We start from the raw sequence: 22,976 nt of genomic DNA, 5'->3' as shown, positions 1-22,976 counted from the left end.
AGTATTTCTAGCTGAAACCGAAAAAATTCACCAATAACTAACTTATTGCCACCACACAAAATATGGTCTTTTTGAAAGGCACAAGCGTGCCTTTTTTGCGCCTAATTGACCAAAGCACAGGTGACAAATTGACCTGAAACCCTTACCCTTAGCGGAATTTTGTTTTTTTCCACAGGTACATTAGTGATACATAAATCTATTGTTTTGCGGCTTTCTGAGCTTTCCATGGGCAAGAAAGCGACATTGCTAGGTTTGCCGCTTTTGGCTGTGGCTGCGTTATCCTCTTCGCTCAATAGCCCCACGCGTCAGCAGACGATTGCTTTGTCACTCCCTGAATCGCCCAGCGTTGCGTTTCCCGTTACCGAGCCTGTTACTGCAGTGGTCAAGGTTGCTCATCCGGATTATGAATACGCAGTCAAACCCGGTGATAATTTAAGTATGATTTTTAGTCAGCTTGGCTTTGCTTATTCCGAGTTGATGAAAATTATGGAGACTGATCTCGACTATCTTGCTCTGGATACGATAAGACCAGGTAACGTGCTGCGTTTTTGGAAAGGCAGTGGCAATACCTTATCGAAAATGGAGTTGGAATTTAGTCTAGTTGATCGCGCGGTGTACACCCGTTTAGCTGACGGTAGCTACGAATTTGAAGATCGTAAAATTCCAGGTACTTGGAAAGTAGAGCCGTTGATCGGTGAAGTGAATGGTAGTTTTTCGCTGTCTGCTAATCGTGCTGGATTAGGCGCCGCAGATGTCGAGCAGATTGTGACCCTACTGAAAGACAAGATCAATCTCGGACGTGATCTGCGCCGTGGCGATCGCTTTGAAGTGGTATTATCTCGCCAGATGGTGGGTGACAAACTGACCGGTAATTCTGAGATCCAAGCGATTAAGATTTTTAATCGAGGCAACGAAATCACGGCGTATTTGCATCAAGATGGTCAATATTACGATAAAAATGGTGACAGTTTACAGCGCGCTTTTCAGCGTTACCCTGTTGATAGTAAATGGCGAATTTCTTCAAACTTTGATCCTAAGCGCCGCCATCCGGTAACCAAGCGGGTTGCTCCGCACAACGGTACCGATTTTGCGATGCCGATTGGCACCAATGTATACTCTTCTGGTGACGGTGTGGTCGTGATGACACGCAACCATCCTTATGCGGGTAACTATGTGGTGGTGCAGCATGGCGGCACTTATATGACCCGCTATTTACACTTGAGCAAAATTTTGGTCAAGAAAGGCCAGAAAGTTTCACGTGGTCAGCGGATCGGTTTGTCAGGCAATACTGGGCGAGTCACTGGGCCGCATCTGCATTATGAGTTAATTGTACGCGGTCGCCCAGTTAATGCGATGAAAGCCAATGTCCCCATGGCCAGTTCAGTTCCGAAGAAAGAGATGGCGCAGTTTATCGCCAAACGTAGAGAACTGGATCAACTGCTCGCCAATCAAGATAGCCTGCTTGCGGCGCGTTAGCTAAACGACCTGCACTATAGCTATGTTGTATAATCCTACCCTATAACCAAGCCCCTATCTGGGCTTGGTTATTTTTTTGTTATCTACTGCCACTTTATTTTTAAAATGCCTATCTGAATTTTCAAAATATCGATCCGCTGCTGAGATTAATTAGCCGTGGGATAATCGAGAGCGTTGACCTGCAACGCTCAGTGGTTTAGGTGTATAATCGCGGCCGATTATCATCAGTCAGCACATTTCTACGGGGAAGCACATGCAACACAGTCAATTTGAAGCCTTAGTCAAACTTTTATGTCAGCAAGCGAGTTTGCCACAGGCTCTAGAGCTGCTAAAAAATAGTGAAGATCAGACCATTGCCGAAGTGGCGCAGTCATTGTCTGGCCAGTTTGCTGTCGCGGAAGTGGAGGGTGAACAACGCATTTACCATGTCACCACTGAAATTGATGAGCAAGGTGTTGAGCAAGAGTACGTCGAGCACATTATGAATGAAGGGGATGATGTGGTGAAATTTGTCGCTTGGTTCTTTGAGAGCGGATTTGATATCAAAGCTAAGCAAGTTTACCAAGCCGCTGGTAAAACCTACCAGCAACCCAAACGGACTAGCCTGTAATAAAAAGTCGTAATAAAACTACAAAATAATGTGATATGGCTCTTGTTTTTCTATTTTTCGCTGTTATATTGATCGAAAAATGTCACTCAACCAACAAGAGGCATAATGATGAACAATGAATTCGGTTTGGCTTACCTAGGCCAAATGATGGTCAAGCAAACGATGGATCAGGATCAGTTTGTGAAACCTAAAGCGAAAAAACGCTCTTTGCTGCAACGTATCCGCCGCAAACTCAGCCGTTAATTCGGTATTCAGCTAATCATTCAACGCCCCGCATAAATCGCGGGGCGCTGTTGTTTATGCGGCCGGTATTTTTACGGTGGCACTGACTATTCGCAAGCGATGGGCAGCAGTAAGCGATGGATTGTGCAAAGTGGCTTATATACCCAAACAACCTGGAGTTGCAGGTAGGCGGCAAGTGAGTGAGTCCACATGAGCATAGGCAAACTATGTGATTGGGGTGAACGAACGTTGCCAACACCGCTGCAGCTTCAAGTAGGAAGGGTATAACGCAAAAAGGCCAAGCATTCGCTTGGCCAAATTTGGACAATAACTAGTTGGTTAGCTCTAGGCTTAGAAATCGTAGCGTAGACCTAGACGAAGAGTATCTTCCCCTGCGGTTGTTTTACCGTCAGTTTTTACTTCATCTAGTTGGTTTAGATAATACGAAACATAGGTACGGAAGTTGCTGTTGAAACGATAGTTTGCCATCAGTTCGATGCCATCAGTTACATCAGTTGTAGCACCGTTAGTATCATCTTCCTTAAAGGTATACAGAACCGCTAAAGATAATGGTTTGGTGATGTTATACTGAGCAACTAACTCATAAGCAGTAAATTCTTTTTTTGCTTTGTCGTCGTAATCACCGGTTGAATAAGTTGCCGCAAGATACAAATTGTCAGCTTTGTAACCCAAACCTGCGAGGATTTGAGATTGGTCACCTGCATCTTTACCGTTTTCACCAGTAGAGTAAGCCACACCAAGATTCAAGCCCATTGGTAGTGCGTATACTGCACTGATACCCATAAGATCTTTGCTTTCATCTGATGATGCAGTGTAAGTCGCTTGCAGTTTTAGTGCATCAAAATCGCCACGGTAAGCAAAAGTACTATCACGTTTATCTTTAGCTGCATTAATAACTTGCTGTACACCGGAGAAGTTGGTGATATCGGTAAAGTCTGAAATGACTACCGCCGCTGAGTTTTGTTTACCAACAGAGAAAGCGCCAAAGTTTGATTTAACACCACCATACATATAGCGATTAGTAAATGTTGATGCGCCAGTTGATTGTTCTGCTTCATAGAAAGCAAATGCTTGAAGGTTTTCACCAATGTCGGTTGTGCCTGCTAGATTGAGTCGAGCACGCGTCTTATCAGCCATCGTACCATCAATTTCTTTGCCTTTCTCGTCGCCGATAAAATCACCACGGAATTCAACGCGGCCACCAACCTTAAGTTCAGTGCCATCTTTGCTGTAGACAGTCGCTGCCAAACTAGAACCAGATACCACTGCTGAAAGAATCGCTACTGCAATTGCTGTTTTTTTCATTTTTTGTACCCTATTTATATTAATTGAGCTTTACTGCTCGACTTGTGATGTGGCTAAGGTACTGACTAAAAATGAAAAACGCGTTGCTATTCCATGACGTTTTGGTTGAGCTTTGATGACACAATGATGACAGAAAATCAGGAGTGACGATAAGCTAGCACGGCAAAATATGACGGATTCCTTCCGTTACTACAGCTTGGAGGGAGGAGTCCGTTGCTATTTCGCCGTGCTGATCAGTTTATCCAGTCGTGTTGCAATCGGTTATAACGCCATTCCATTCACGCTGATTTGTACATCAATATTGCCACGCACTGCATTTGAGTAGGGGCATACTTGATGTGCGAGTGTCACCAACTGTTTGGCTTGTTGATCTTCAACCGCGATCTGTACCGCGAGTGCAACACTCAAGGCAAAGCCGCCTTGGCCATTGGGACCGATACCGACGGTTGCGGTTACTGGCGCTTGTTTTAAGCTCACTTTATTTTCCCGTGCAACGTGTAACACGGCGTTAGAAAAACAGGCCGCATAACCGGCGGCAAATAATTGCTCAGGGTTGGTTGCTGTGCCGTTGCCGCCCATCTGTTTTGGGTAGCTGAGATTGAGTTCGAGCAGTTTATCATCGGTGCTTACCATACCATTACGTCCTGCATAAGCGGTCGCGGAAGTTTGATAAAGGGTTGTCATAGTCCATCTCCTCAATTGTTCAATAGGGTTGTTGATGTTTGCTTAATATTAGTTGTGTGCAATCTAATTGCTGGCAATATTATCTCGAGTCTTTTGTGGTTTGCAAGTATATTGTGCGCAATTTATTTTTAAGGCGTTTATTTTTAAGGAGAGAGTATGTCAGCATCGACTTCTGGCTGCCAAACTGCCCCCGTGGATCCATTACTGTTAGAGAATCAGCTCTGTTTTGCGCTTTATAGTGCGGCGAATGCGGTGATCCGTGCCTATCGGCCACTGCTAGATGAGCTGGATCTTACTTATTCACAATATCTGGTCTTGCTGGTGCTGTGGCAACAAAATGGGATTAATGTCAAAGATCTGGGTGCCAAGCTGCATTTGGATTCCGGCACGTTGACACCATTGCTAAAACGGCTGGCGGCAAAAGGCATAGTTGAGCGGCGACGTGGTCGTCATGATGAGCGAGTGCGTGAGCTATTTCTCACCCCAGAGGGTTTGGCTTTACAGCAACAGGCACGCAGGATTCCGAGCGAGATGCAGTGTAAATTTGATCTCAGCAGCGATGAATTGCTCAGCTTAAAATCGCTGTGTGAAAAAATTATCTATAGCCTTGATTAATCGAATGAATAGCGCATTTTCGATCATTGTGTGATGCAATTAGGGGTACTTTTTTTGGCACTGGTTTAGAATCGCCGCTTTGTGTCTGGTCAAGGAAGAGAGATGAGTCATATTCAATTTGCCGATCGACGCTTAGCGGTAGGTAAAGTACTGTGTGTCGGGCGTAATTATGTTGAGCATATTCAGGAACTGGATAATCGCCTACCTGAGCATATGGTGCTGTTTCATAAACCCTCATCGGCGGTGACCACTCAGTTGCGCTCCTTTCATCAAGAGCCTTTGCACTATGAAGCGGAGATCTGTTTTGTGGTGGAGCAAGGGCAATATGTTGGGGTGGGGATCGGGTTAGATTTAACGAAGCGAGAGCTGCAAACTTACCTCAAACAGCAACGGCTGCCGTGGGAGCGAGCTAAAGCGTTTGATGGTGCCGCGGTGTTGAGCCGATTTATACCACTGGCAGGATTGGAGATTAGCGAGCTGAATTTAGAGCTGTTGATCAATTGCGTACGGGTACAAAAAGGCCATGTACAGCAGATGCTCTATTCTCCATTTGAGATACTCCAGCAACTGAAAAGTTATTTGACCTTAGATGATGGGGATGTGGTGATGACCGGTACCCCGCAAGGGGTGGGCGTGGTACAGGCCGGCGATCGTTTTGTTGGGCGGCTTAAGTGTGCTGAACGCACATTGTTGGAAGTGGAGTGGATCGCTGACTAACTGAGTTGGCGATTTTTCGCTACAAAGCAAACGGATTGGATGATTTTATCACTAGAAATCAGCCTATCTGTTCGATAAAATCCGCCGCTTTGCTGTTTCCACAAGATTTTGAACATGATTGATGTTGCTGTATTACCTGTCTATCTCACTGCGGTACTGGCGCTTTTGCTGATCCCTGGCCCCGATATGTTACTGATTGCTAGCTCAAGTATCAGTTACGGACGCCGAGTTGGGCTATTTGCCAGCTTAGGCAATGCCACATCAGGGATGATTTTAACCGGATTAGCCGCTTTAGGGGTGGCAGCATTGATTGCCATGAATCCGTGGGCGCTCAAGTTATTAAACTTATTGGGTGGCGGCTATTTGCTTAAAATGGCGTGGGATTGCTTGCGCGCTGAGGCGCAGCAAGCCCCTGATTTAGCCGCTGCGCATGGGGTGGCGAAAACCTTTTATCAGCGTGCGTTAGTCAGCAACTTACTCAATCCGAAAGCATTACTGTTTTTTGTGCTGTTTTTGCCGCAGTTTGTGTCGCCAAATATTGCTGCCAGCTCTGCACAGCAAATGCTAGCGCTTGGGCTGATGCTCAATCTGTGCGGCTTGTTGTTTAACTTACTGTTGGTTGGTCTAGTTGGGGTATGTGGGCGCTCACTGCTCGATAATCAGCGTTTTCGCACTTATCAACACAAAGTGATGGGCGGCGTGTTTTTGCTATTGGCAGTGTGGATGCTCAGTGGCCTGCTGGCGTCGTGGTAAATTCTAAGCGGCGGAATGAGTGAAAAGCCAGTGCCTGTGACAAGAGTGAATTAGCCATTTTGCCATAAACCCTCGCCCGATGAGGGGGGGATATCAGTGAGACTTGGCTTGTCGGCAGCTCGATGATGAGAGCTGCCTATTGCGAATTGACTGATTGTAAGTTGGCTGGTAGCGGCTACGGTTTACACCACAACCGCCGAGATAAGGCCGATCAGGCCACCAAATACTCCACCCCAAATCACCAACCAGCCAAGGTGCTGTTTAATCATATTTTGCACGATTTGTTTGACCAGTTGCGGAGTCAGCTCATTTAAACGCTGATCAATAATCGCTTCGATATTGGTTTTGATTTCATCAAGCATACTCGGTGACTGCACCTGATCTTTTAACGCCTCACGTACCGCCTCACTTTGGCTGATCTCAAGCATCGCTTGCTGCATTTTTTCAACAAACGGCTGTTTGAGTGGTTCTAGCACTTGCGCTCCACCAAACATCGCCAACATGCCACCAAATGAGGATTGGCCAATCACTTCGATCAGTGAATCAAAGGTGGGGTTGAAATCGACTTTGGCGATCACCGGTTGTAAATCGAGACTGATTGCGCCATTCATCTCCTGATTCAAAAAGCGATCGATATTGGTATCAGTAAAAAACTGCTCCATCATCAATTGCTTAATCGCCAGTTTGAACTCTTCAAACCGGGCAGGGATCACCCCAGAGCCGTACAGCCCAGGCACTTTTTCAAACAGCATATGGATGGCCAGCCAGTTGGTAATCGCGCCGGAGAAGGCAAAGAGGCCGGCATAAAATAGATAACTGTTAGCTAGCCAGTGGCCTGCGCCCATTACCGCCAGCGCAATAATATTGGTGATCAAACTTTTGTTCATGGTGTTCTCTTGGTCAGGTAACCGCCGCGTATCGCTATAGGCGCATTGCGTTGAGGTTAATTTATCGAAAGTAGCGGAATTTTAAGCAAAACTGGCCCAATCGCAAAGCTCAAGTCATGACTTGTGGCGCAATTGATTGGGCAAGATTGGGATCAGTCGATCGCGATGAGTGGCTCGGCTTCTTTATCGTCACCCATTTCGTCGCCATCTATTTCATCATCACCAATGAAGCCACCCGTTTGATGCGCCCACAGATGAGCATAAATACCGTTTTGCGCAATCAATTCATGGTGTGAGCCTTGCTCTACAATCTGGCCTTTATCAAGCACGATCAGGCGATCCATTGCCGCGATGGTGGAAAGACGGTGCGCAATGGCAATCACGGTTTTACCTTGCATTAGCTCATTAAGACTCTCTTGGATCGCCGCTTCGACTTCTGAATCGAGTGCCGAGGTCGCTTCATCGAGGATGAGCAAGGGGGCATCTTTTAGTAACACGCGCGAAATTGCCACGCGTTGCCGTTGTCCGCCCGACAATTTGACTCCGCGTTCGCCAACTTGCGCATCGTAGCCGATGTTGCCGTGTGGATCGGTTAAACCGAGAATAAACTCATGCGCGTGGGCTTGCGCAGTGGCATTGAGTAGCTGCTGCTCGGTGGCGTTGGGATTACCATACAAAATATTGTCGCGGATCGAACGGTGCAGCAGTGAAGTATCTTGGGTAACCAGCCCAATTTTGCTGCGCAGCGACTCTTGGGTGACCTGATCAATCGGTTGTCCATCAATCAAAATAGTGCCACTTTCGACATCGTGAAAACGCAGCAACAAATTAACCAAGGTTGATTTTCCCGCACCGGAGCGGCCGACTAAGCCGACTTTTTCTCCCGGTTTAATCGCGAGATTAAGATGGTTGATCACCCCTTTGTTTTCGCCGTAGTGAAAACTGACGTCATCGAACGTGATCGCGCCTTGTTTAACCTGCAAGGGTTTGGCGTCGGGTTGGTCGGTCACGGCGATCGGCTTGCTGAGCATGGTCATGCCATCCACCACGGTGCCGATATTTTCAAATAGCGCACTCACTTCCCACATGATCCACTTCGACATACCGTTGATGCGCAGTGATAAACTCACCGCAACCGCAATCGCCCCGATGCTGATCGCGCTAGTGGTCCATAAGTAAATCGACAGCCCAGCAATACTAAACACCAGCAGATAGTTAGCCATTTCGACCCAAATATTAAAGCTGGTCACCAAACGCATTTGGCGATGAACGGTGCCGAGAAAATCTTGCATACCTTGCTCGGCGTATTGGGTTTCCCGTTGGCTATGGGAAAAGAGCTTAACCGTCATGATATTGGTGTAACTATCGACAATCCGTCCACTCATCAGTGAGCGCGCATCGGCCTGCTCAGAGGCCACTCGTTTCAGTTTTGGCACATAGTACAATTGCACCGTGATATAGATGGTCAGCCACAGCAGCATCGGCAGCATTAAACGCCAATCGGCTTGTGCCAAAATCACTACAATCGCGGTGAAGTAGACCAGCACATACACAAATACATCAAGGCTTTTCATCACGGTTTCCCGCACGGCCAGCGCGGTTTGCATTACTTTAGTCGATATGCGTCCGGCAAACTCATCTTGATAAAATGCCACACTCTGTTTGAGCAGATAACGGTGCGCTAACCAGCGGATCGACATCGGATAGTTACCGAGCAGGGATTGATGGATCAGCAGCGAATAGAGCGCGATCAACAGCGGCATACCGACCAGCACCAGCAAACCTAATCCAATTAACGTGGTTTGATTTTCGGCTAAAAAGGTGTCTGGTTGGCTAGTCGAAAGCCAGTCAACCAGTTGTCCCATAAAACCGAACAGGGAGACTTCAATAATCGCGATCGAGGTACTGAGCAGCGCCATCACCAATAAAGGCTTTTCAAAACCGCGAGTATAATGGCGACAAAATGCCCACAATGTATTTGGCGGACGTTGTGGCTCACCTGTCGGGAAGGGCTCGGTGAAACCTTCAAATAACTTAAACATCAGAAAATCCTTGCGGTGAAGTGGGCGGTCGCTAGGGAGAGCACGTATTATGGCGTCCGCCAGTCGGTGATTTTTTCGTGTAAATGCCAGCAGTATAGCGTTATCCCTTAGCGACTTGAAGTTGCAAGCAGGTATTCGTGGGCTGGCTTTTATATCAATGCCGGTTGGCGTTGATTGGGCTTATCATGGTAAAGTCTCGCCCCTTTGGTTTTGTTCGCTGGCTATCATTCATAGTAGGTTATCCATGTCATTTGCTTCCCTCGCATTAAGCGCTGATCTGATCAAGGCGCTGCCTCAAGAGATCACTCAACCCACCACCATTCAAAGCTTGGTGATCCCAGCGATACTAACCGGTAAAGATGTGCTGGCCCAGGCCAATACTGGCAGTGGTAAAACCTTGGCTTACGGTCTGCCTCTGCTTGAGCGTTTAAAAAACAGCCCTGATCAGCAAGCTTTGGTGTTGGTGCCCACCCGTGAATTAGCCACGCAAGTTAGCCAAGTCTTTACCCAGATTGGTGAGCGATTGGGGCTGCACACCTTATGTTTGTGTGGTGGGGCAGATAAAACCGAGCAACAGAATGCGCTGACGGCGATCCCGAATATTCTGGTTGCCACCAGTGGACGTTTGCTCGATTTAACCCAAAGTGGATTGAGTTTGCAGCGCGTAACCACACTGGTGTTAGACGAAGCGGATCGTCTGCTTGATATGGGCTTTTGGCCGCAAGTGCAAGCGCTGGCAAGCCAAACTGCCAGTGTGCGCCAAACGGTCATGTGTTCAGCGACTTTTGCCGAAGCGCTGAAACTGAAGGCGCAGCAACTGATGGATACCTCGACTCTGGTGGCGGCACGTCCCCAGAATAGAGATCAACCGGCAATACAAGAAAGCTTGTATTTGGTGAATAAAGGCAGCAAAACCCAAGCCTTGATTGCGCTGTTAAAACAGCATGCATGGCCACAAGTGTTGGTGTTTATTGGTGCCAAAGACAATGCGGATAATTTGAGTAAAAAACTCAATAAAGCGGGTTTGGTGGCGAGTGCGCTGCATGGCGATAAAAGCCAAGCGCAACGTGAAATGGCCTTGACGGAGTTTAAACACGGTCAAACTCAAGTATTAATTGCCACGGATTTACTGGCGCGCGGCATTGATATTGAGCAGCTTCCGGTCGTGATCAACTTTGAGTTACCGATGCACGCCGAAACCTATGTCCACCGGATTGGTCGTACTGCCAGAGCGGGTCAGCAAGGTATGGCGCTCTCGTTAGTGTGCCATGGAGAAATGGATGCGCTCAATGCGATTCGCCGTTTGACCCAACGCGATTTAGTGGTGCAGGATTTAGAGGGTTTCCCAGTGACCGATCAGCCTGCAACAGGAGAGAGCAAACGTGCGCCGCGTGATAAACAAGCCAATCGTCGCACGCAAAATAAGCACAGTGCGAAACAGTTTCAAAGCAAAGTTAAGCGTTAATCTGCGTGGTGAGTGAGGCTGGAAACCGTGTAGTGATAGGATCAATTTAAGCGCTGCTGACTACCTAATCCGGCATGATCAAAAAAGCCGTTTGACGGCTTTAAATAGCGTTAAACGGCTGGTTGGTATCGGATCGTGACTATGGTACTGACTTAGCCTGCGAGTGAATGCTTACTCAGTAAACAGTTACACGTAGTAAGCTTCTACCGTACCTTTAAGTTGGATCAGCATTGGGTTACCGTAGCGATCTTTGGCTTTTGGCGATGGAATTTTAATCCAGCCTTCACTGATGCAGTACTCTTCAACATCGTGACGTTCTTGGCCGTTAAAGCGAATGCCGATTTGGTGCTCAAAACACTCTTTAATGAAAAATGGGCTACGTGAGTTGCCGGCTAGGCGATCGGGTAACGCTGGTTTGGCTGTGGTGTCGTTCATTGTATGTGACCTGAAGCGAGAAAAGTGCGCCATTGTAGACAGAGCTTGCTCATGGTTCAAGTGATGAGCCAATTTCTAACGGTTAGCCAAGCTAACACCCACGGATGAATATCAGCGCTTAAAATAGAAAATAGGGCGACTCATGATGAATCGCCACTCTGGTTTATTTTACTTGATTGAGAAAGTCGACATTATCGAATGTTATTCTCAATGCTTGATTCACATTATGATAAGCGGAAGCGCTGTACGGTATTTTGTAGTTGATTAGCTAATTTATTGAGTTCACCACAAGATTTTGCAGCACTAGATGAGCCGTGTGCTACTTGTTTGGCTGATTCATTTATGCGTTCAATATTGCGACTTAGTTCTTCGCTAACCGAGTCTTGCTCGCTACAAGCGCTGGCAATTTGGATTGTCATATCAGCAATTTGGCTGCTTTGCTGGCGGATAAGATCAATCGCTTGTTGGGTATGCTCACTTTGTTCAACACAGCTATCAATTAATTGACTGCTATTAGAGGTAGCTTGACGTGCTTTAGCTGCAGAATGCTGCAAGTTCTGAATGATGTTAATTATATCTCCAGTGGATTGTTGGGTTTTTCCTGCCAGTGCACGGACTTCATCTGCGACCACTGCAAAGCCACGCCCTTGTTCACCGGCTCGTGCGGCTTCAATTGCAGCATTGAGCGCCAGTAGGTTAGTTTGATCGGCAATATTGCTGATCACATCCACCACCATATTGATTTGTTGAGCTTGGTTTTCGAGTTCTAGTACTTGTTGTTCCGCATGATCAATTTCTCTATTGACTTGTTGAATTGAATTATTCACGGCATGCATTTGTTGCGAACCTACATTTGCATGTTGGTGGCTATCGCGTGAGGCATTAGATGCTGCTTCTGTGTTACGTGCTACTTCCTCAACTGTTGATTTCATTTCTGCCATAGCAGTAGCAATTTGCATCACTTCTTCTTGCTGAAGTTGCATACTTTGTGAAGTTTGTTCAGAAACAGCACTAACCTCATTGACTGCATAGGCCAACTGGGTGGAGCTAGTTATGATTTCTTCAACTATTAGGGATAAATTACTCTGCATTTGACTACAGGCATCAGCTAGCTCACCTAATTCATCGTGCCCAATATTTGAACGATTTATATGATGACTCAGATTTCCTGAAGCAATGGCATGAGCTTGTTTTACAACCTCTCGCAATGGATTGCATATTAATCTGGTTAGTAACCAAGTCAAAAAGACCATAATACATAGTAAGACGATAATACTAGTTACGGAAAACTGGCTGATTTCATCAATCAAAAAAGTTAATTGATTACGATTATTATCCACATAAGACACATTGAGTTTAAGTAACTCATCAATCGCCACTTCCAATCTTTCAAAAGTAGGAAGTGAACGTTGTAAGTCTTGCTGTGCTTTAACCATATCTTTGAGTAAAACATCATCGTTAAATGCACCTAGTTGGCGCAAATATTCTTGCCATAAATTTTTAACAGAAATAAACAAACGTCGTTCATGATCGTTATTAGCAGAAATACCTTGTTCATAGTGTTCGAAATCTTGGACAATTTGCTGATAGCGATCTGTCATCCAATTTATATCTTCAGCAGTCTCAGAGTCGCTACTTGATGATAGAAGGCTGATTTGTGCTCTACGTACCGATGACATATTGTACTTTATACTGTTCGCTATCATCATCGATAGTAAGTTATCATCGGTCAGGTTGAAAACGTTACTTTCAATTGTATTTAGTGAACGATATAAATAACCGCCAAAAGCTAGGTTAATCAAAGCTATAACACTAAATGTGATAGCTATTTTTTTGCCTATGGCTAAATTTTTGAAAAAAGTCATAGCGAGTTCCACCTGTGTGCTTGTTGTTGCATAGCGCTGTATTGTTTTGGGTTTTATTTTATAAAGTATATATCATATTTGGTGTGACTTGCTTACGTTTGTGTAACATTTATGGTTTTGGGGTGTTTTTAGTTACTTCTTTTGCTCCCCCTACTTTTTGTTGACAGTACAAAATCGACATTGATACTGGAAGTTGTAAAATTTCGCCTTCAACATGGCCATGTGAGGTATGACGCATATTGGTATCGCAAATCAATTGCCACGGCTGCTGGCGATCTTTTGGTAACATAAAACGCGCGGGCGCATTGGTCTGATTAATTAAATACAGCATTTCCGGTCCATCACTACCAATACCAATGTGCAGCGCGACCGAGGAGAGTTGATTCCAATCGTCCATTTCCATGGCTTTGCCATCGACCCGCAGCCAGGCAATTCGATTGCTGTTACGGCTATCGCCACTGAATGCACGAATAAAAGGCACCATGTAGGTTTGTCTTGCCGCCACCATATTGGCTAGCCATTCACGAAAGTCTTGTTTGGTTTCGTTGTTTTCCCAGTTTAACCAACAGATATCGTTGTCCTGACAATAGGCGTTATTATTACCTTGTTGAGTATGAGAAAGCACATCCGCCATCAGAATGTGTGGAATGCCAAACGCAAACAGTAAGCTGGCCATCAAGTTACGCTTTTGCCGCTCACGAATGGCACGAATGGTGAGATTGTCGGTTTCCCCTTCAAAACCATAATTATCCGAACGGTTATCTCCATGGCCATCGCGGTTCTGTTCGCCATTCTGTTCGTTATGTTTGTATTTATACGACACTAAATCCTGCAAAGTGAAACCATCATGATAAGTGATGTAATTTACCGTCAGTTTATAAGGCCAATTTGAAGCACTATAGAGATCTCGAGAGCCCATTAGCCGAGTGGCAAACTCCTTTAAAAAGCCCTGATCACCGCGCCAGAAGCTACGCATAATATCGCGCAGTTTGTCATTGGTTTCATTCCAACCAAAGGGGAAATTACCCACTTGATAACCATTGGGGCCAATATCCCAAGGCTCGGCAATCAGTTTGACTTCGCGCAGTACTGGATCTTGCGCTAGGGCTTTGAAAAAGGCTGCTTCTTTACTGAATTCATCACCTCGGCGACCTAGCGTGGCGGCTAAATCAAACCGAAAACCATCAACCTGATATTCGGTTACCCAACAGCGCAAGCTATCCATCACTAAGTTGAGCGCGGCTTGATTGGCGAGATCGACCGTGTTACCGCACCCGGTGTAATTAGCGTAGTTATCACCATGATGTAGATAGTAGTTGGGATCGAGCGCTTTAAGGTTAAAAACTGGCCCATTAGCACCACCTTCGGCGGTGTGGTTGTACACGACATCCAAAATCACCTGAATACCGTGGCGATGTAATTCCCGGATGGTCGTTTTTAATTCGGTTACCGCATCTTGATTGGCATAACGCGGATCGGGAGCCATAAACAGATAAGGGTTATAGCCCCAGTAATTGACTTTATTACTCTCGAGCAGATGGGGTTCGTGCATACAAGCGGCAATCGGCAGCAGTTGCAGCGTATTGATATGTTGCTGGCGATAAAAATCCAGCATCGGTTGGCTGACTAAACCTAAATATTTACCCTGCTGCATGCGGTCAATATCCGGATTGAGTTGCGTTATCCCTTTCACATGGGTTTCAAACAGCACCATCTCATTACGGGCAATGCGTGGCTTGGCGACATTTTGCCAATCAAACTGTGGCTTGGTCACCACACATTTCGGTAGGTCAAAACTTTTGTGGCTGTCAAATGGTGGCTCATAATCCAATATCCCGTCTAAAGCGCGCGCATAAGGGTCGGCGATGTAATGCAATTGATCATCGTCTTGGATTAAATAACCGTACTTCTGGCCAGGGCGAATGCCTGCGATATAAGTGTGTTTAATACCGGCATATCGATGCTCAAGTTGATGGGTTTCATAACTGCCATCCGCATAAAACAGTGCCAATAAAATATCTTTATTGGCCGGGGTATAAATGGCGAAGTTGCAACCCTCGCTATCGAGGGTTGCCCCTAACGGATACGGCGTTGACAGATGTTTTTTCATTTTTAATCGTTGTATTTGCGCACTATTGTTTTAAGTAAAAGGCTTTGTCCGCCTCAGGTCAAGCGCGTGGTCACAAATATTTATCTGTAATTTTATTTCATGGAGTGGGGTGATATAACGCTAAAAAGTGATCGCCAATACGTTTTGTATTGGGTTATTTCGAAAGTGGCTAACCTCCTCCCCCCAAATAACGTGATCTAAGCTTTAAAAACGGCATGCGGTCATTTTTCTCCTCCTTTCTCCTCCCCCCTAAATAAAATTGGGGTGGAGGAAGTCGCTTTTACCCTCCCCACGTAAGCTCATCATAGTTGAAACAACTGGGGACTCGTTCCCATCTTACCTCTCTTTTACGCTGTCTATTTTCTGCCTTTAGGCGGCATAAGAGAAAAGAGAGAGAAGAATCCAAAATAAAAACCCTAAATGGAGTTAATTATGAAAAAAGTAAGTGTAATTGCTGCCGCAGTGGCTGCCACGCTCGTAGCTGGATCTGCTTTCGCTGTTGATTTCAATGGCTACTTCCGCGCTGGAACTGGGATTAGCGGTAATGGTAATGCAGATCTCTCTTTCCAAAAGAATGGTATTGGTCGTCTTGGGAATGAAAATGACAACTACTATGAGTTTGGTTTTGCTGAGGAATTAAAAACTGGCGATCAAACATGGAAAGTAGAATCGATGATTGCGCAAGGTAATAATGGCGCAAATGGTTGGGAAGATGGTGACTTTAACGTTGCACAGTTTAACGTGCAGGCGAAAGGCCTATTTGCTTCTGATAAAGAAGCAGTACTGTGGGCGGGTAAACGTTACTATCAACGTAAAGATATCCATATTACCGACTTTTATTTCCTAAACACCTCAGGTACTGGTGGTGGTATTGAAAACCTATCTGTGGGTAATCAAAAACTGTCTGTAGCTTTGGTTCAAGATGGTGATAATAACGACTCCTCTGGTTATATTTTTGATGCGCGTCTAGCCAATATCGGACTGTGGGAAAATGCTTCTCTTGAGTTAGCGGTGGCATACAACTTTGCTACTGAGAAAGATAACAAGACTGAAGTAGCTGATGATGGCGTACTGGGTTCTGCAATTTTACATCAAGGTTTGAGCAATGGCTTTAACCAAACCATTTTCCAATATGGTACTGCAGGTTACGGTGAACAAATGGCTAACTTCTGGGGTGCGGGTAGCTACTATGGTCGTGGTTCAACTAACAACAATGATGCAACTGGTTTCCGTTTGTTAAACTGGGGTGTGATTAATCTAGGTGAAGCATGGGAAATGGGCCATCAATTAGCTTATTTATCAGGTTCAGATATTGGTTCTGCGAAAGCCGATATCGATCAATACTCTGTTGTTGTGCGTCCTATGTACAAGTGGAACGACACTATGCGCACCGTATTTGAAGCTGGCTACAACAGTGGTGAAGATACCTCTGGTGCTGATTTCGAATACAGCAAATTTACTGTTGCTCAAGCATGGGCTATGGGGGATAGCTTCTGGGCGCGTCCTGAACTGCGTGTCTACGGCTCTTACCTAACCGATCATGAAGGATCTAATTTTGGCGAAAAAGGTGATTCTGACTTTGTGTTCGGTATTCAAGTCGAAGCTTGGTGGTAATTACCCTCGTTTTTAAACATTATTGTCCATAGTCCAAATAGCCGATCTTAATCGGCTATTTTTTTCAGGGTTCACATTATCGTATCTCAAATTGTTTTTGGGATATGACACAAATTTGCTCAACTTCGGTTTGCAGTGGGTTGATTTAATGAGAGCCTTAAAAAAAATGATAAAAAGGAGTTGTTATGGTGTTTAGAGCCTTATTTTTGGGCGGATGTATTGCATTGACTGGCTGTCAAAATTCCGCAGTGATTGAGCAAACCACGTCTAATGTGCAACAAGATATTCAGCAAATCTCTCAGTTACAAGCGATCAAAGTCAAGTTTCCGAGTTCAACTAAAGTCGCTTTGAGCAACGAAACGCAATATTTACGTAACCAAATGGTTGCCAGTCCGGTTGCTTTGTTTGAGATCCCAGCAGATCGTGGACAAATGACACTGACGATTACCAGTGAAATTGGCCGTTCGGTGTTCTACCCACATGTAATGATTGTCGATGCACAAGGCCAAGTGGTTGAGTCGTTTGATGATTCGGTGTTTGAATACCGTAAGCCGCGTTTACACTTAGGTAATCGTTTAGTGGCAGAGTTGAATTTTTATCCACCGCAAGGTTATCAATCTCTATTTGTATTGGTGTACACCAAGCAGCAAGATTTACAAGATGTCACATACGTCGCACACCCAGCAAGAATTGATGCGGAGGCGCGAGGCAATCATCTTCCAGAAGTGAAAGATATCGCGGTGCCTCATGCGTTAACTGGAATGATTGAGTTGGAAGTTTCAGGACCTTCTTTCTTTTCTTTTGTACGTAGCGAAGAACGTCAAGTCACGACTTCTAGCGATACTGCAAAAACACAGCTTCAAGTGCAGCCGGATACGCAGGCTTATTATTTCTCATCGATAGAGCAAGCCGTTAAAGCCAATGATCTACCTAAAGCCCTCAGCTTATTAGATGAAGCTAAAGCACTGGGCATCGAAGGGGTGCAAGAGGTGTTTGTGCAAGCGGTGAATGCTCGCCACTAAACGCTCGTAGTATCAAATGGGTGGCCGATTGCCACCCATTTTTGATCGTGCAGAGTTTCTTGGTAAGACATAGTTTCTCAGTGAGATGTACAGTACAATCCAAGCTGTTTTTATGGTGGTCCACTGGCTCGTATGGTGGCAAATACAATCACCTTATTAGAGAAATTATGAATATTATTGGAATAGCAATTGGTGCGACAGGGTTAACATTGATCCTATTTTTTATCTGGATGATGGTGTTATCAGCAAGACGTAAACGACTAGAAGCTGAGCGTAAAGCGCGCGAAGAAACCTATCGCAAAGCGTTAGAGCGTAACCGAGAGCAAGAACGCAAAGAGCGGTTGTTTAAAGCCGAATCGGGGCATATTCCAACGATTTTGTTTTTAGCCAAAGAGGCTGAGCGTAGTAGTTTAAAAGAAGCGCTATTTTGGTATGAGAAAGCCGCACAGTTGGATAATATCTCCGCCATGTATGGCATGGTGCGCATTTGCCAGCGGATCCGCGATGATGTGATTGCGCAAGAGAAAGCCAAGTTTTGGCAGACTTGCGCTCAGGGCATGGAAGGCGATCTTGTGGCTAAATTTGAAACGGGTATGGCGTGGCTGCATGGTCGCAATATTGAAGTCAATGTTGCGAAAGGGATTGAGCTGATCCAAGCGGCGGCAGAGGCGAATTTGATCGAGGCTATATTGTTTATGGGTGGATGGTGTGTGTCCGCCGATAATATTGCTCCAACGCCGGCCGATTCGACCTTTTGGTATAGCAAAGCGGCCGAAATGGGCAGCGCCGAGGGGATGATGAAGTTTGGATTAAACTTATTACATGGTGTGGGTGGCGCAAGTGATTTTCCCAGCGCATGTTATTGGCTAGAGCGAGCCTCGGAAAAAGGCCATGCCCAAGCGATGTTTCATGCCGGAGAGGCGTGGCTTGATCGTGGTGCTCATGGTAATGCGATTGGCTACATCTGGCTGTTTCTTTCCGCTTCGATGGGCTATGAACCCGCTAAACATTTACGAGATTGGGTGGGCGGTAAATTTGGGGTTGAATCGATCGTTGGTTTACAATCATTAGCCAAGCCATTGCAACGCAAACTGGCAACTGGTTCAGTGACTAAGCACTCGATTATCCGCGCGTTAAATAAATTGTATAAACGTCAGATTCCGCTGCCGCTTAAAAGCGAAGAGCTTAACTCTATTGCTGTGCAACCTGTGGAGAGTATTGATGGCTCCCTTGAACCAATGCCTCAGGCTGATCCCATGGCGTATGAGCGCACTGAAGCGTTAGATTTTTCCCAGCCGATGATCGATAACCGATAAAGCTGGTTTGGGTTGATTTAACGAGCCGATTTATTCAGCAACATGTTATGGCAGACAACAATTAACGCCCCGAATTTCGGGGCGTTAGTTTTTTAGATAGGGTCTTGGATAGGGTTTCGGATACGGTGATTACCGCGATCCGAGATTGCTTAGCTGAAGCGCAACTTAGAAGCCAACAATATTTTTTGCTTCAAGCTCAGTGAAGTATTTCACGGTTTTCACTTTCAGCTCTTGAGTCGATGGCTCATCACACACAATCACTGATTTAGGATGCAGTTGCAGGGCAGAAACGGTCCATAGGTGGTTAACGCTACCTTCAACCGCCGCTTGCAGTGCGAGCGCTTTGTTGTGGCCAGTAACTAGGATCATGATTTCTTGTGCATCGAGCAGAGTACCAACACCGATGGTCAGGGCGTATTTAGGCACTTGATTGATATCGCCAGCAAAGAAACGTGAATTGGCAATACGCGTATCTTCCGTCAGGGTTTTGATCCGCGTGCGTGAAGAGAGTGATGATGCAGGTTCATTAAATGCAATATGCCCATCATTGCCAACACCACCCATGAAGAGGTTAATTTTGCCGTATGATTTGATTTTGTCTTCATAGCGTTGGCATTCGGCTTCTTGGTCCGCGGCATTACCGTTCAATAGATTGATATTTTGTTCTTGAATATCAATATGATTGAAGAAGTTATTGTACATAAACGAGCGATAAGACTCTGGGTGATCTGCCGCCAGACCTACGTATTCATCCATGTTAAATGTCACTACGTGCTTAAAGCTGACTTTGCCAGCCTTGTGCAATTCGATCAGTGCCTTATAGGTCGCTAGTGGCGTACCGCCAGTTGGCAGTCCTAGTACAAAAGGACGTTCAGCGGTTGGTTGGAACTCGTTGATACGTTTAACGATGTGTGCTGCTGCCCATTGACCAACTTGTGCTGCGGCTTTCAGTGGGATAAGTCTCATGTATTGCCCCTAAATTTCAATTTATGATGTCTTGTGATCCCATCCTATTTGACGCTGTTTTATCGATCAGCAGCGGGGATGGATAAGTTAATTTGCATTATAAAATAAGACCTCAAAAACTGCTATTGTTTTAGGTCAAAAAATCGAGTCTTGAGTCGATTGTATCGTCAATCGTGGTATGTTGAGCCAATATTCAATCGCTTGAGCTGAGGAAATTTGTGGTTTGGTCTGAGTCAATCACATCTCGCCATAAAAAATTCATTTTGAAAATTAAGTTATTTTGTGAGCATTGCTTAGCTCTGAGCTCTGAGCTCTGATCCTGAATCAATTTAGGCGGAGAGGGCAACCGTGCTTAAGGTTGGCGATTGGTGATTAATAGCGTAGTGATTCAATCAAATATTTGAGGGTCGGTGTCGGTTCGCTGCCTAAATCATCAAATCGAAACTGTGGCTTGATTAACCAACCACGCTCGACCAGCTCATCAATCAAATCAAGATATTGATAGCTGCATTTTCCGACCAATAGATTATCGAGGTTGCGTTTTTGGGCTTGGTGCAAGATGCCTATAAAGCCTTCGAGATAGAGATGATCTTTCGTAAAACCACCGCCACGGTAAACACGGGTGGTGGTGATAAAAGCACTGTCGCGATCCACGCCATATTCATCGGTTAAATAGCTGAAAGTTTGGTGAAAATCCTGCTCTTTAAGCATTGAATCGACCGCCAATACCCGAGTGGCTAAGGTTTTTAAGCGCTCGTGTGACATATAGCCCGCTTTGTATTCAGCCCAAATCGCTAAGCCTTCTTGTGATTCTGTTGCGCCGGGCAAGCCGATGGAAAATACTCGCAAAGGCTGCATCCGACCATTAAAGGTGGTAGCTAAGTGCACACCAATTTCATGCTGGATCAAGCGCTGAATTTCTGCATGTGAATACGTCGCTTTACTGTTGAGATACAGGGTAGGTGGTTTTTTACCACTGACCATCGCGCGGGCAGCTAATGATGCTGTTGGGGTAATATGGCAATGCATCCCCCACTGCTGGGCCTTTTCCAGCATGATTTGCGCCGCTTGATCCGCGTTATACAGTGGTCCTTGCTCTTCGGCTAAAGTTTTGGCGTACAGCAAAAATTTCGCGTTTTCGAGCGCCGTGTGTTTGGGGCGACCATAAAAACGCAGTGAGTTATACAAAAATGCTTCTTGGCCAATGCTGGTTAATAAATCGATTTTTTCATTCAATTTATCCACCATCGATCCATAAAGTTGTTTTAAATCGGGATCGGAAATGGTGTCAATCGGCAATTGATAGAGCTGCTGTTTGAACTGATTAGCATTGATTGGTAACTGTTTGTAGCGAAACTCAGGTTTGTAGCGACTGGGTGCCGCTTCAAAGCGTTTTTGCTCGCTATTGAGGTTAGTCGGGTTGACGTATTTAAGCGTTTCGACTTTGCGAGTCAGTTTGGATAACGCGTCATCAATCGCCAAAATTGCAGGCTCAATCGATGAACTGAGCATTTTTGATTTACTGATCCGCCGCCGATTATGCTGGCGCTGAAAATAGGCACTGGTTTGACTAAACGCGCTTTTCAAGCCACTGCACAGGGCGTTCAATACCAAGGGGTAAACCGTGCCGCTAGTTTCTTCCATAAACACTTTTTTTACTTCGGTCGGCAGCACTAAAGTGCGATCGAAGTGCGCATTGGTGTGGGCAATCAAATAGCCACGTCCTTCAAACAGAGCATTGATTTCGGTTTGGTTTTTGATGTGCGGTAGTTGAATTTTGCTTAATTCAGTGCAAAAGCGTTTGACCACCGACCCCCAACGTTGCATATCGATTTGCGCGGTGCCGACATTAAATACCGGCGTGGGTTTATCACCCAGTTGCTGATAGTTATAAGCATACATATCGAACACGATCACCATGCCGTGCATGGCTTCGAGTTTGCGGATCAAGGCTTCATAGAGCTGATAAAATGCACTGTGTTTGCGGTGACTTTCACTGCGTTGCTTATCGTTCAGTGGGCGATTCCAGGCTGATTTGTAGCGAGTGCTGAGGGTTTTAGCGCGATTGAGATCGTATTCGAAACGTGAATCGAGGCCACATAATGTGATCGGCTGTGAGGCGATAAATTGATCGGTGTAAGGCGCTTCTTCTAAATGGCGCTCCGCTTGGCTTAACTGGCACTGTTTGAGCAAATCTTCGCGTAAACGGCTACCGGCATGGATGGCGGTGCAGACCACCGGCAGATAGTTATCCACCTTGATATAACAGCCCGCTGATTCCAGTGATCCAGCAAAAGGCTGTTCACGCTGGATCATCGAGAGCATCTCATCAAGCGAATAAACATTGCACACAGGGTTCGACATTTTACCTCCAATAAGGACGCAAATTGTCGTCCATCCATGTCACAATGGCGACCGATGGAATGATCGCCGTCAGAATTAATCTTCTTCTGTTAAGCTCGGTTCATCGTCAGTGTAATCTTCAGTCCCATCTGGCTTATTGCGGCCATTTAAGGTGTGAAAGCGTTTACGACCACGTGCTAAACGAGTGTATTTTAACCAAGCTTTTTCTAATTTATGCTCAGCTAAATCTGGGTTTTCTAGCACCTTAATGAAATGCTGTTCTTGGTCATTTTCTGGGGTCAGTTCACCACTCTCTAAACCGAGCATGGTATTTCCGTATAGGCTTAAAATCTCTTCTTCTGCCAGAGTAAAATCTCCAGACTTAGCAAAGCCTCTTGGGAACTTTTTAGTATCGAAAAAACGTTTTTTTCCTTGACGAAATGCTGTCTCAGCCATGTCAACCTCATGTGTCTATGTTCAACCAGCGTGTAAGCGTGGGTCACGGCGA

At 45.6% G+C, this 22,976-nt stretch carries 19 protein-coding genes and 1 pseudogene; 10 read left to right on the top strand and 10 right to left on the bottom strand.

Translation table 11 applies throughout. From position 1 onward, the window contains the following. The first annotated feature begins 225 nt into the window (after positions 1-225). The 3 genes from shyA (at position 226) to OOK74_RS13625 (ending at position 2,329) form a co-directional block, all read left to right on the top strand. Complete coding sequence (gene shyA / locus OOK74_RS13635) at positions 226-1,476, top strand: peptidoglycan DD-endopeptidase ShyA (RefSeq protein ID WP_274721624.1); 1,251 nt, start codon at positions 226-228, stop codon at positions 1,474-1,476. A gap of 253 nt (positions 1,477-1,729) precedes the next feature. Next, entirely contained in the window at positions 1,730-2,086 is a 357-nt protein-coding gene (locus OOK74_RS13630; protein WP_274721623.1) for a hypothetical protein, read from the top strand. A gap of 105 nt (positions 2,087-2,191) precedes the next feature. Beyond that, complete coding sequence (locus OOK74_RS13625) at positions 2,192-2,329, top strand: hypothetical protein (RefSeq protein WP_274721828.1); 138 nt, start codon at positions 2,192-2,194, stop codon at positions 2,327-2,329. A 330-nt stretch (positions 2,330-2,659) separates the two neighbouring features. Here OOK74_RS13625 and OOK74_RS13620 read toward each other — a convergent pair whose 3' ends face one another. Together OOK74_RS13620 and ohr are read right to left on the bottom strand one after the other, a co-directional pair. After that, positions 2,660-3,634, bottom strand: coding sequence for a porin (locus OOK74_RS13620; RefSeq protein ID WP_278183302.1), 975 nt, complete (start codon positions 3,632-3,634; stop codon positions 2,660-2,662). A gap of 261 nt (positions 3,635-3,895) precedes the next feature. Beyond that, the gene (gene ohr / locus OOK74_RS13615) at positions 3,896-4,318 is read right to left on the bottom strand and encodes an organic hydroperoxide reductase Ohr (RefSeq protein ID WP_274721621.1); all 423 of its coding nucleotides are present in this window, start codon (positions 4,316-4,318) and stop codon (positions 3,896-3,898) included. Positions 4,319-4,474: 156 nt separating this feature from the next. Between ohr and ohrR the strand changes: the two genes are divergently transcribed. The 3 genes from ohrR (at position 4,475) to OOK74_RS13600 (ending at position 6,403) form a co-directional block, all read left to right on the top strand. Next, complete coding sequence (gene ohrR, locus OOK74_RS13610) at positions 4,475-4,933, top strand: transcriptional regulator OhrR (protein ID WP_278183301.1); 459 nt, start codon at positions 4,475-4,477, stop codon at positions 4,931-4,933. Between the two features lie 102 nt (positions 4,934-5,035). Further along, the gene (locus OOK74_RS13605) at positions 5,036-5,650 is read left to right on the top strand and encodes a fumarylacetoacetate hydrolase family protein (protein ID WP_278183300.1); all 615 of its coding nucleotides are present in this window, start codon (positions 5,036-5,038) and stop codon (positions 5,648-5,650) included. Positions 5,651-5,764: 114 nt separating this feature from the next. Beyond that, the gene (locus OOK74_RS13600) at positions 5,765-6,403 is read left to right on the top strand and encodes a LysE family translocator (RefSeq protein WP_274721618.1); all 639 of its coding nucleotides are present in this window, start codon (positions 5,765-5,767) and stop codon (positions 6,401-6,403) included. Between the two features lie 182 nt (positions 6,404-6,585). On the opposite strand, the gene OOK74_RS13595 is transcribed toward OOK74_RS13600, so the two are convergent. Next, the gene (locus tag OOK74_RS13595) at positions 6,586-7,290 is read right to left on the bottom strand and encodes a DUF445 family protein (protein ID WP_278183299.1); all 705 of its coding nucleotides are present in this window, start codon (positions 7,288-7,290) and stop codon (positions 6,586-6,588) included. A gap of 152 nt (positions 7,291-7,442) precedes the next feature. Continuing rightward, positions 7,443-9,332 carry an ABC transporter ATP-binding protein gene (locus tag OOK74_RS13590; RefSeq protein ID WP_274721616.1) on the bottom strand — a complete coding sequence of 630 codons (1,890 nt, stop codon included), beginning with the start codon at positions 9,330-9,332 and terminating at the stop codon, positions 7,443-7,445. Between the two features lie 244 nt (positions 9,333-9,576). Here OOK74_RS13590 and OOK74_RS13585 point away from each other — a divergent pair, with 244 nt between their 5' ends. Continuing rightward, entirely contained in the window at positions 9,577-10,797 is a 1,221-nt protein-coding gene (locus OOK74_RS13585; RefSeq protein ID WP_278183298.1) for a DEAD/DEAH box helicase, read from the top strand. Between the two features lie 186 nt (positions 10,798-10,983). On the opposite strand, the gene OOK74_RS13580 is transcribed toward OOK74_RS13585, so the two are convergent. The 3 genes from OOK74_RS13580 to glgX form a co-directional block, all read right to left on the bottom strand. After that, positions 10,984-11,232 carry a DUF3297 family protein gene (locus OOK74_RS13580; RefSeq protein WP_274721614.1) on the bottom strand — a complete coding sequence of 83 codons (249 nt, stop codon included), beginning with the start codon at positions 11,230-11,232 and terminating at the stop codon, positions 10,984-10,986. A gap of 224 nt (positions 11,233-11,456) precedes the next feature. Further along, positions 11,457-13,097 carry a methyl-accepting chemotaxis protein gene (locus OOK74_RS13575; RefSeq protein WP_278183297.1) on the bottom strand — a complete coding sequence of 547 codons (1,641 nt, stop codon included), beginning with the start codon at positions 13,095-13,097 and terminating at the stop codon, positions 11,457-11,459. Between the two features lie 109 nt (positions 13,098-13,206). Then, on the bottom strand, positions 13,207-15,207 hold the full coding sequence (glgX, locus tag OOK74_RS13570; RefSeq protein ID WP_278183296.1) for a glycogen debranching protein GlgX: 2,001 nt from the start codon (positions 15,205-15,207) through the stop codon (positions 13,207-13,209). Positions 15,208-15,639: 432 nt separating this feature from the next. On the opposite strand from glgX, the gene lamB reads away from it, so the two are divergent. The 3 genes and pseudogenes from lamB to OOK74_RS13555 all read left to right on the top strand — a co-directional run. Continuing rightward, positions 15,640-16,821, top strand: a complete 1,182-nt coding sequence (gene lamB, locus OOK74_RS13565) for a maltoporin LamB (RefSeq protein ID WP_278183295.1) — start codon at positions 15,640-15,642, stop codon at positions 16,819-16,821. 185 nt (positions 16,822-17,006) lie between these two features. Next, on the top strand, positions 17,007-17,843 hold the full coding sequence (locus tag OOK74_RS13560) for a MalM family protein (protein WP_278183294.1): 837 nt from the start codon (positions 17,007-17,009) through the stop codon (positions 17,841-17,843). Positions 17,844-18,010: 167 nt separating this feature from the next. Then, positions 18,011-19,018, top strand: a pseudogene (locus OOK74_RS13555) (tetratricopeptide repeat protein); the annotation flags it as partial. 306 nt (positions 19,019-19,324) lie between these two features. On the opposite strand, the gene nagB reads toward OOK74_RS13555, so the two are convergent. From nagB to OOK74_RS13540, 3 genes are all read right to left on the bottom strand, one after another. After that, positions 19,325-20,125, bottom strand: a complete 801-nt coding sequence (nagB, locus tag OOK74_RS13550) for a glucosamine-6-phosphate deaminase (protein ID WP_166015155.1) — start codon at positions 20,123-20,125, stop codon at positions 19,325-19,327. A gap of 372 nt (positions 20,126-20,497) precedes the next feature. Further along, positions 20,498-22,489, bottom strand: coding sequence for a flavohemoglobin expression-modulating QEGLA motif protein (locus OOK74_RS13545; protein WP_278183292.1), 1,992 nt, complete (start codon positions 22,487-22,489; stop codon positions 20,498-20,500). 75 nt (positions 22,490-22,564) lie between these two features. Further along, complete coding sequence (locus tag OOK74_RS13540) at positions 22,565-22,924, bottom strand: MaoP family protein (protein WP_166015153.1); 360 nt, start codon at positions 22,922-22,924, stop codon at positions 22,565-22,567. Positions 22,925-22,976 lie beyond the last annotated feature (52 nt).

This window comes from Vibrio misgurnus (assembly GCF_029635775.1).
Lineage (GTDB): Bacteria > Pseudomonadota > Gammaproteobacteria > Enterobacterales > Vibrionaceae > Vibrio > Vibrio chanodichtyis.
This window is presented reverse-complemented; position numbering and strand designations above follow the sequence as displayed.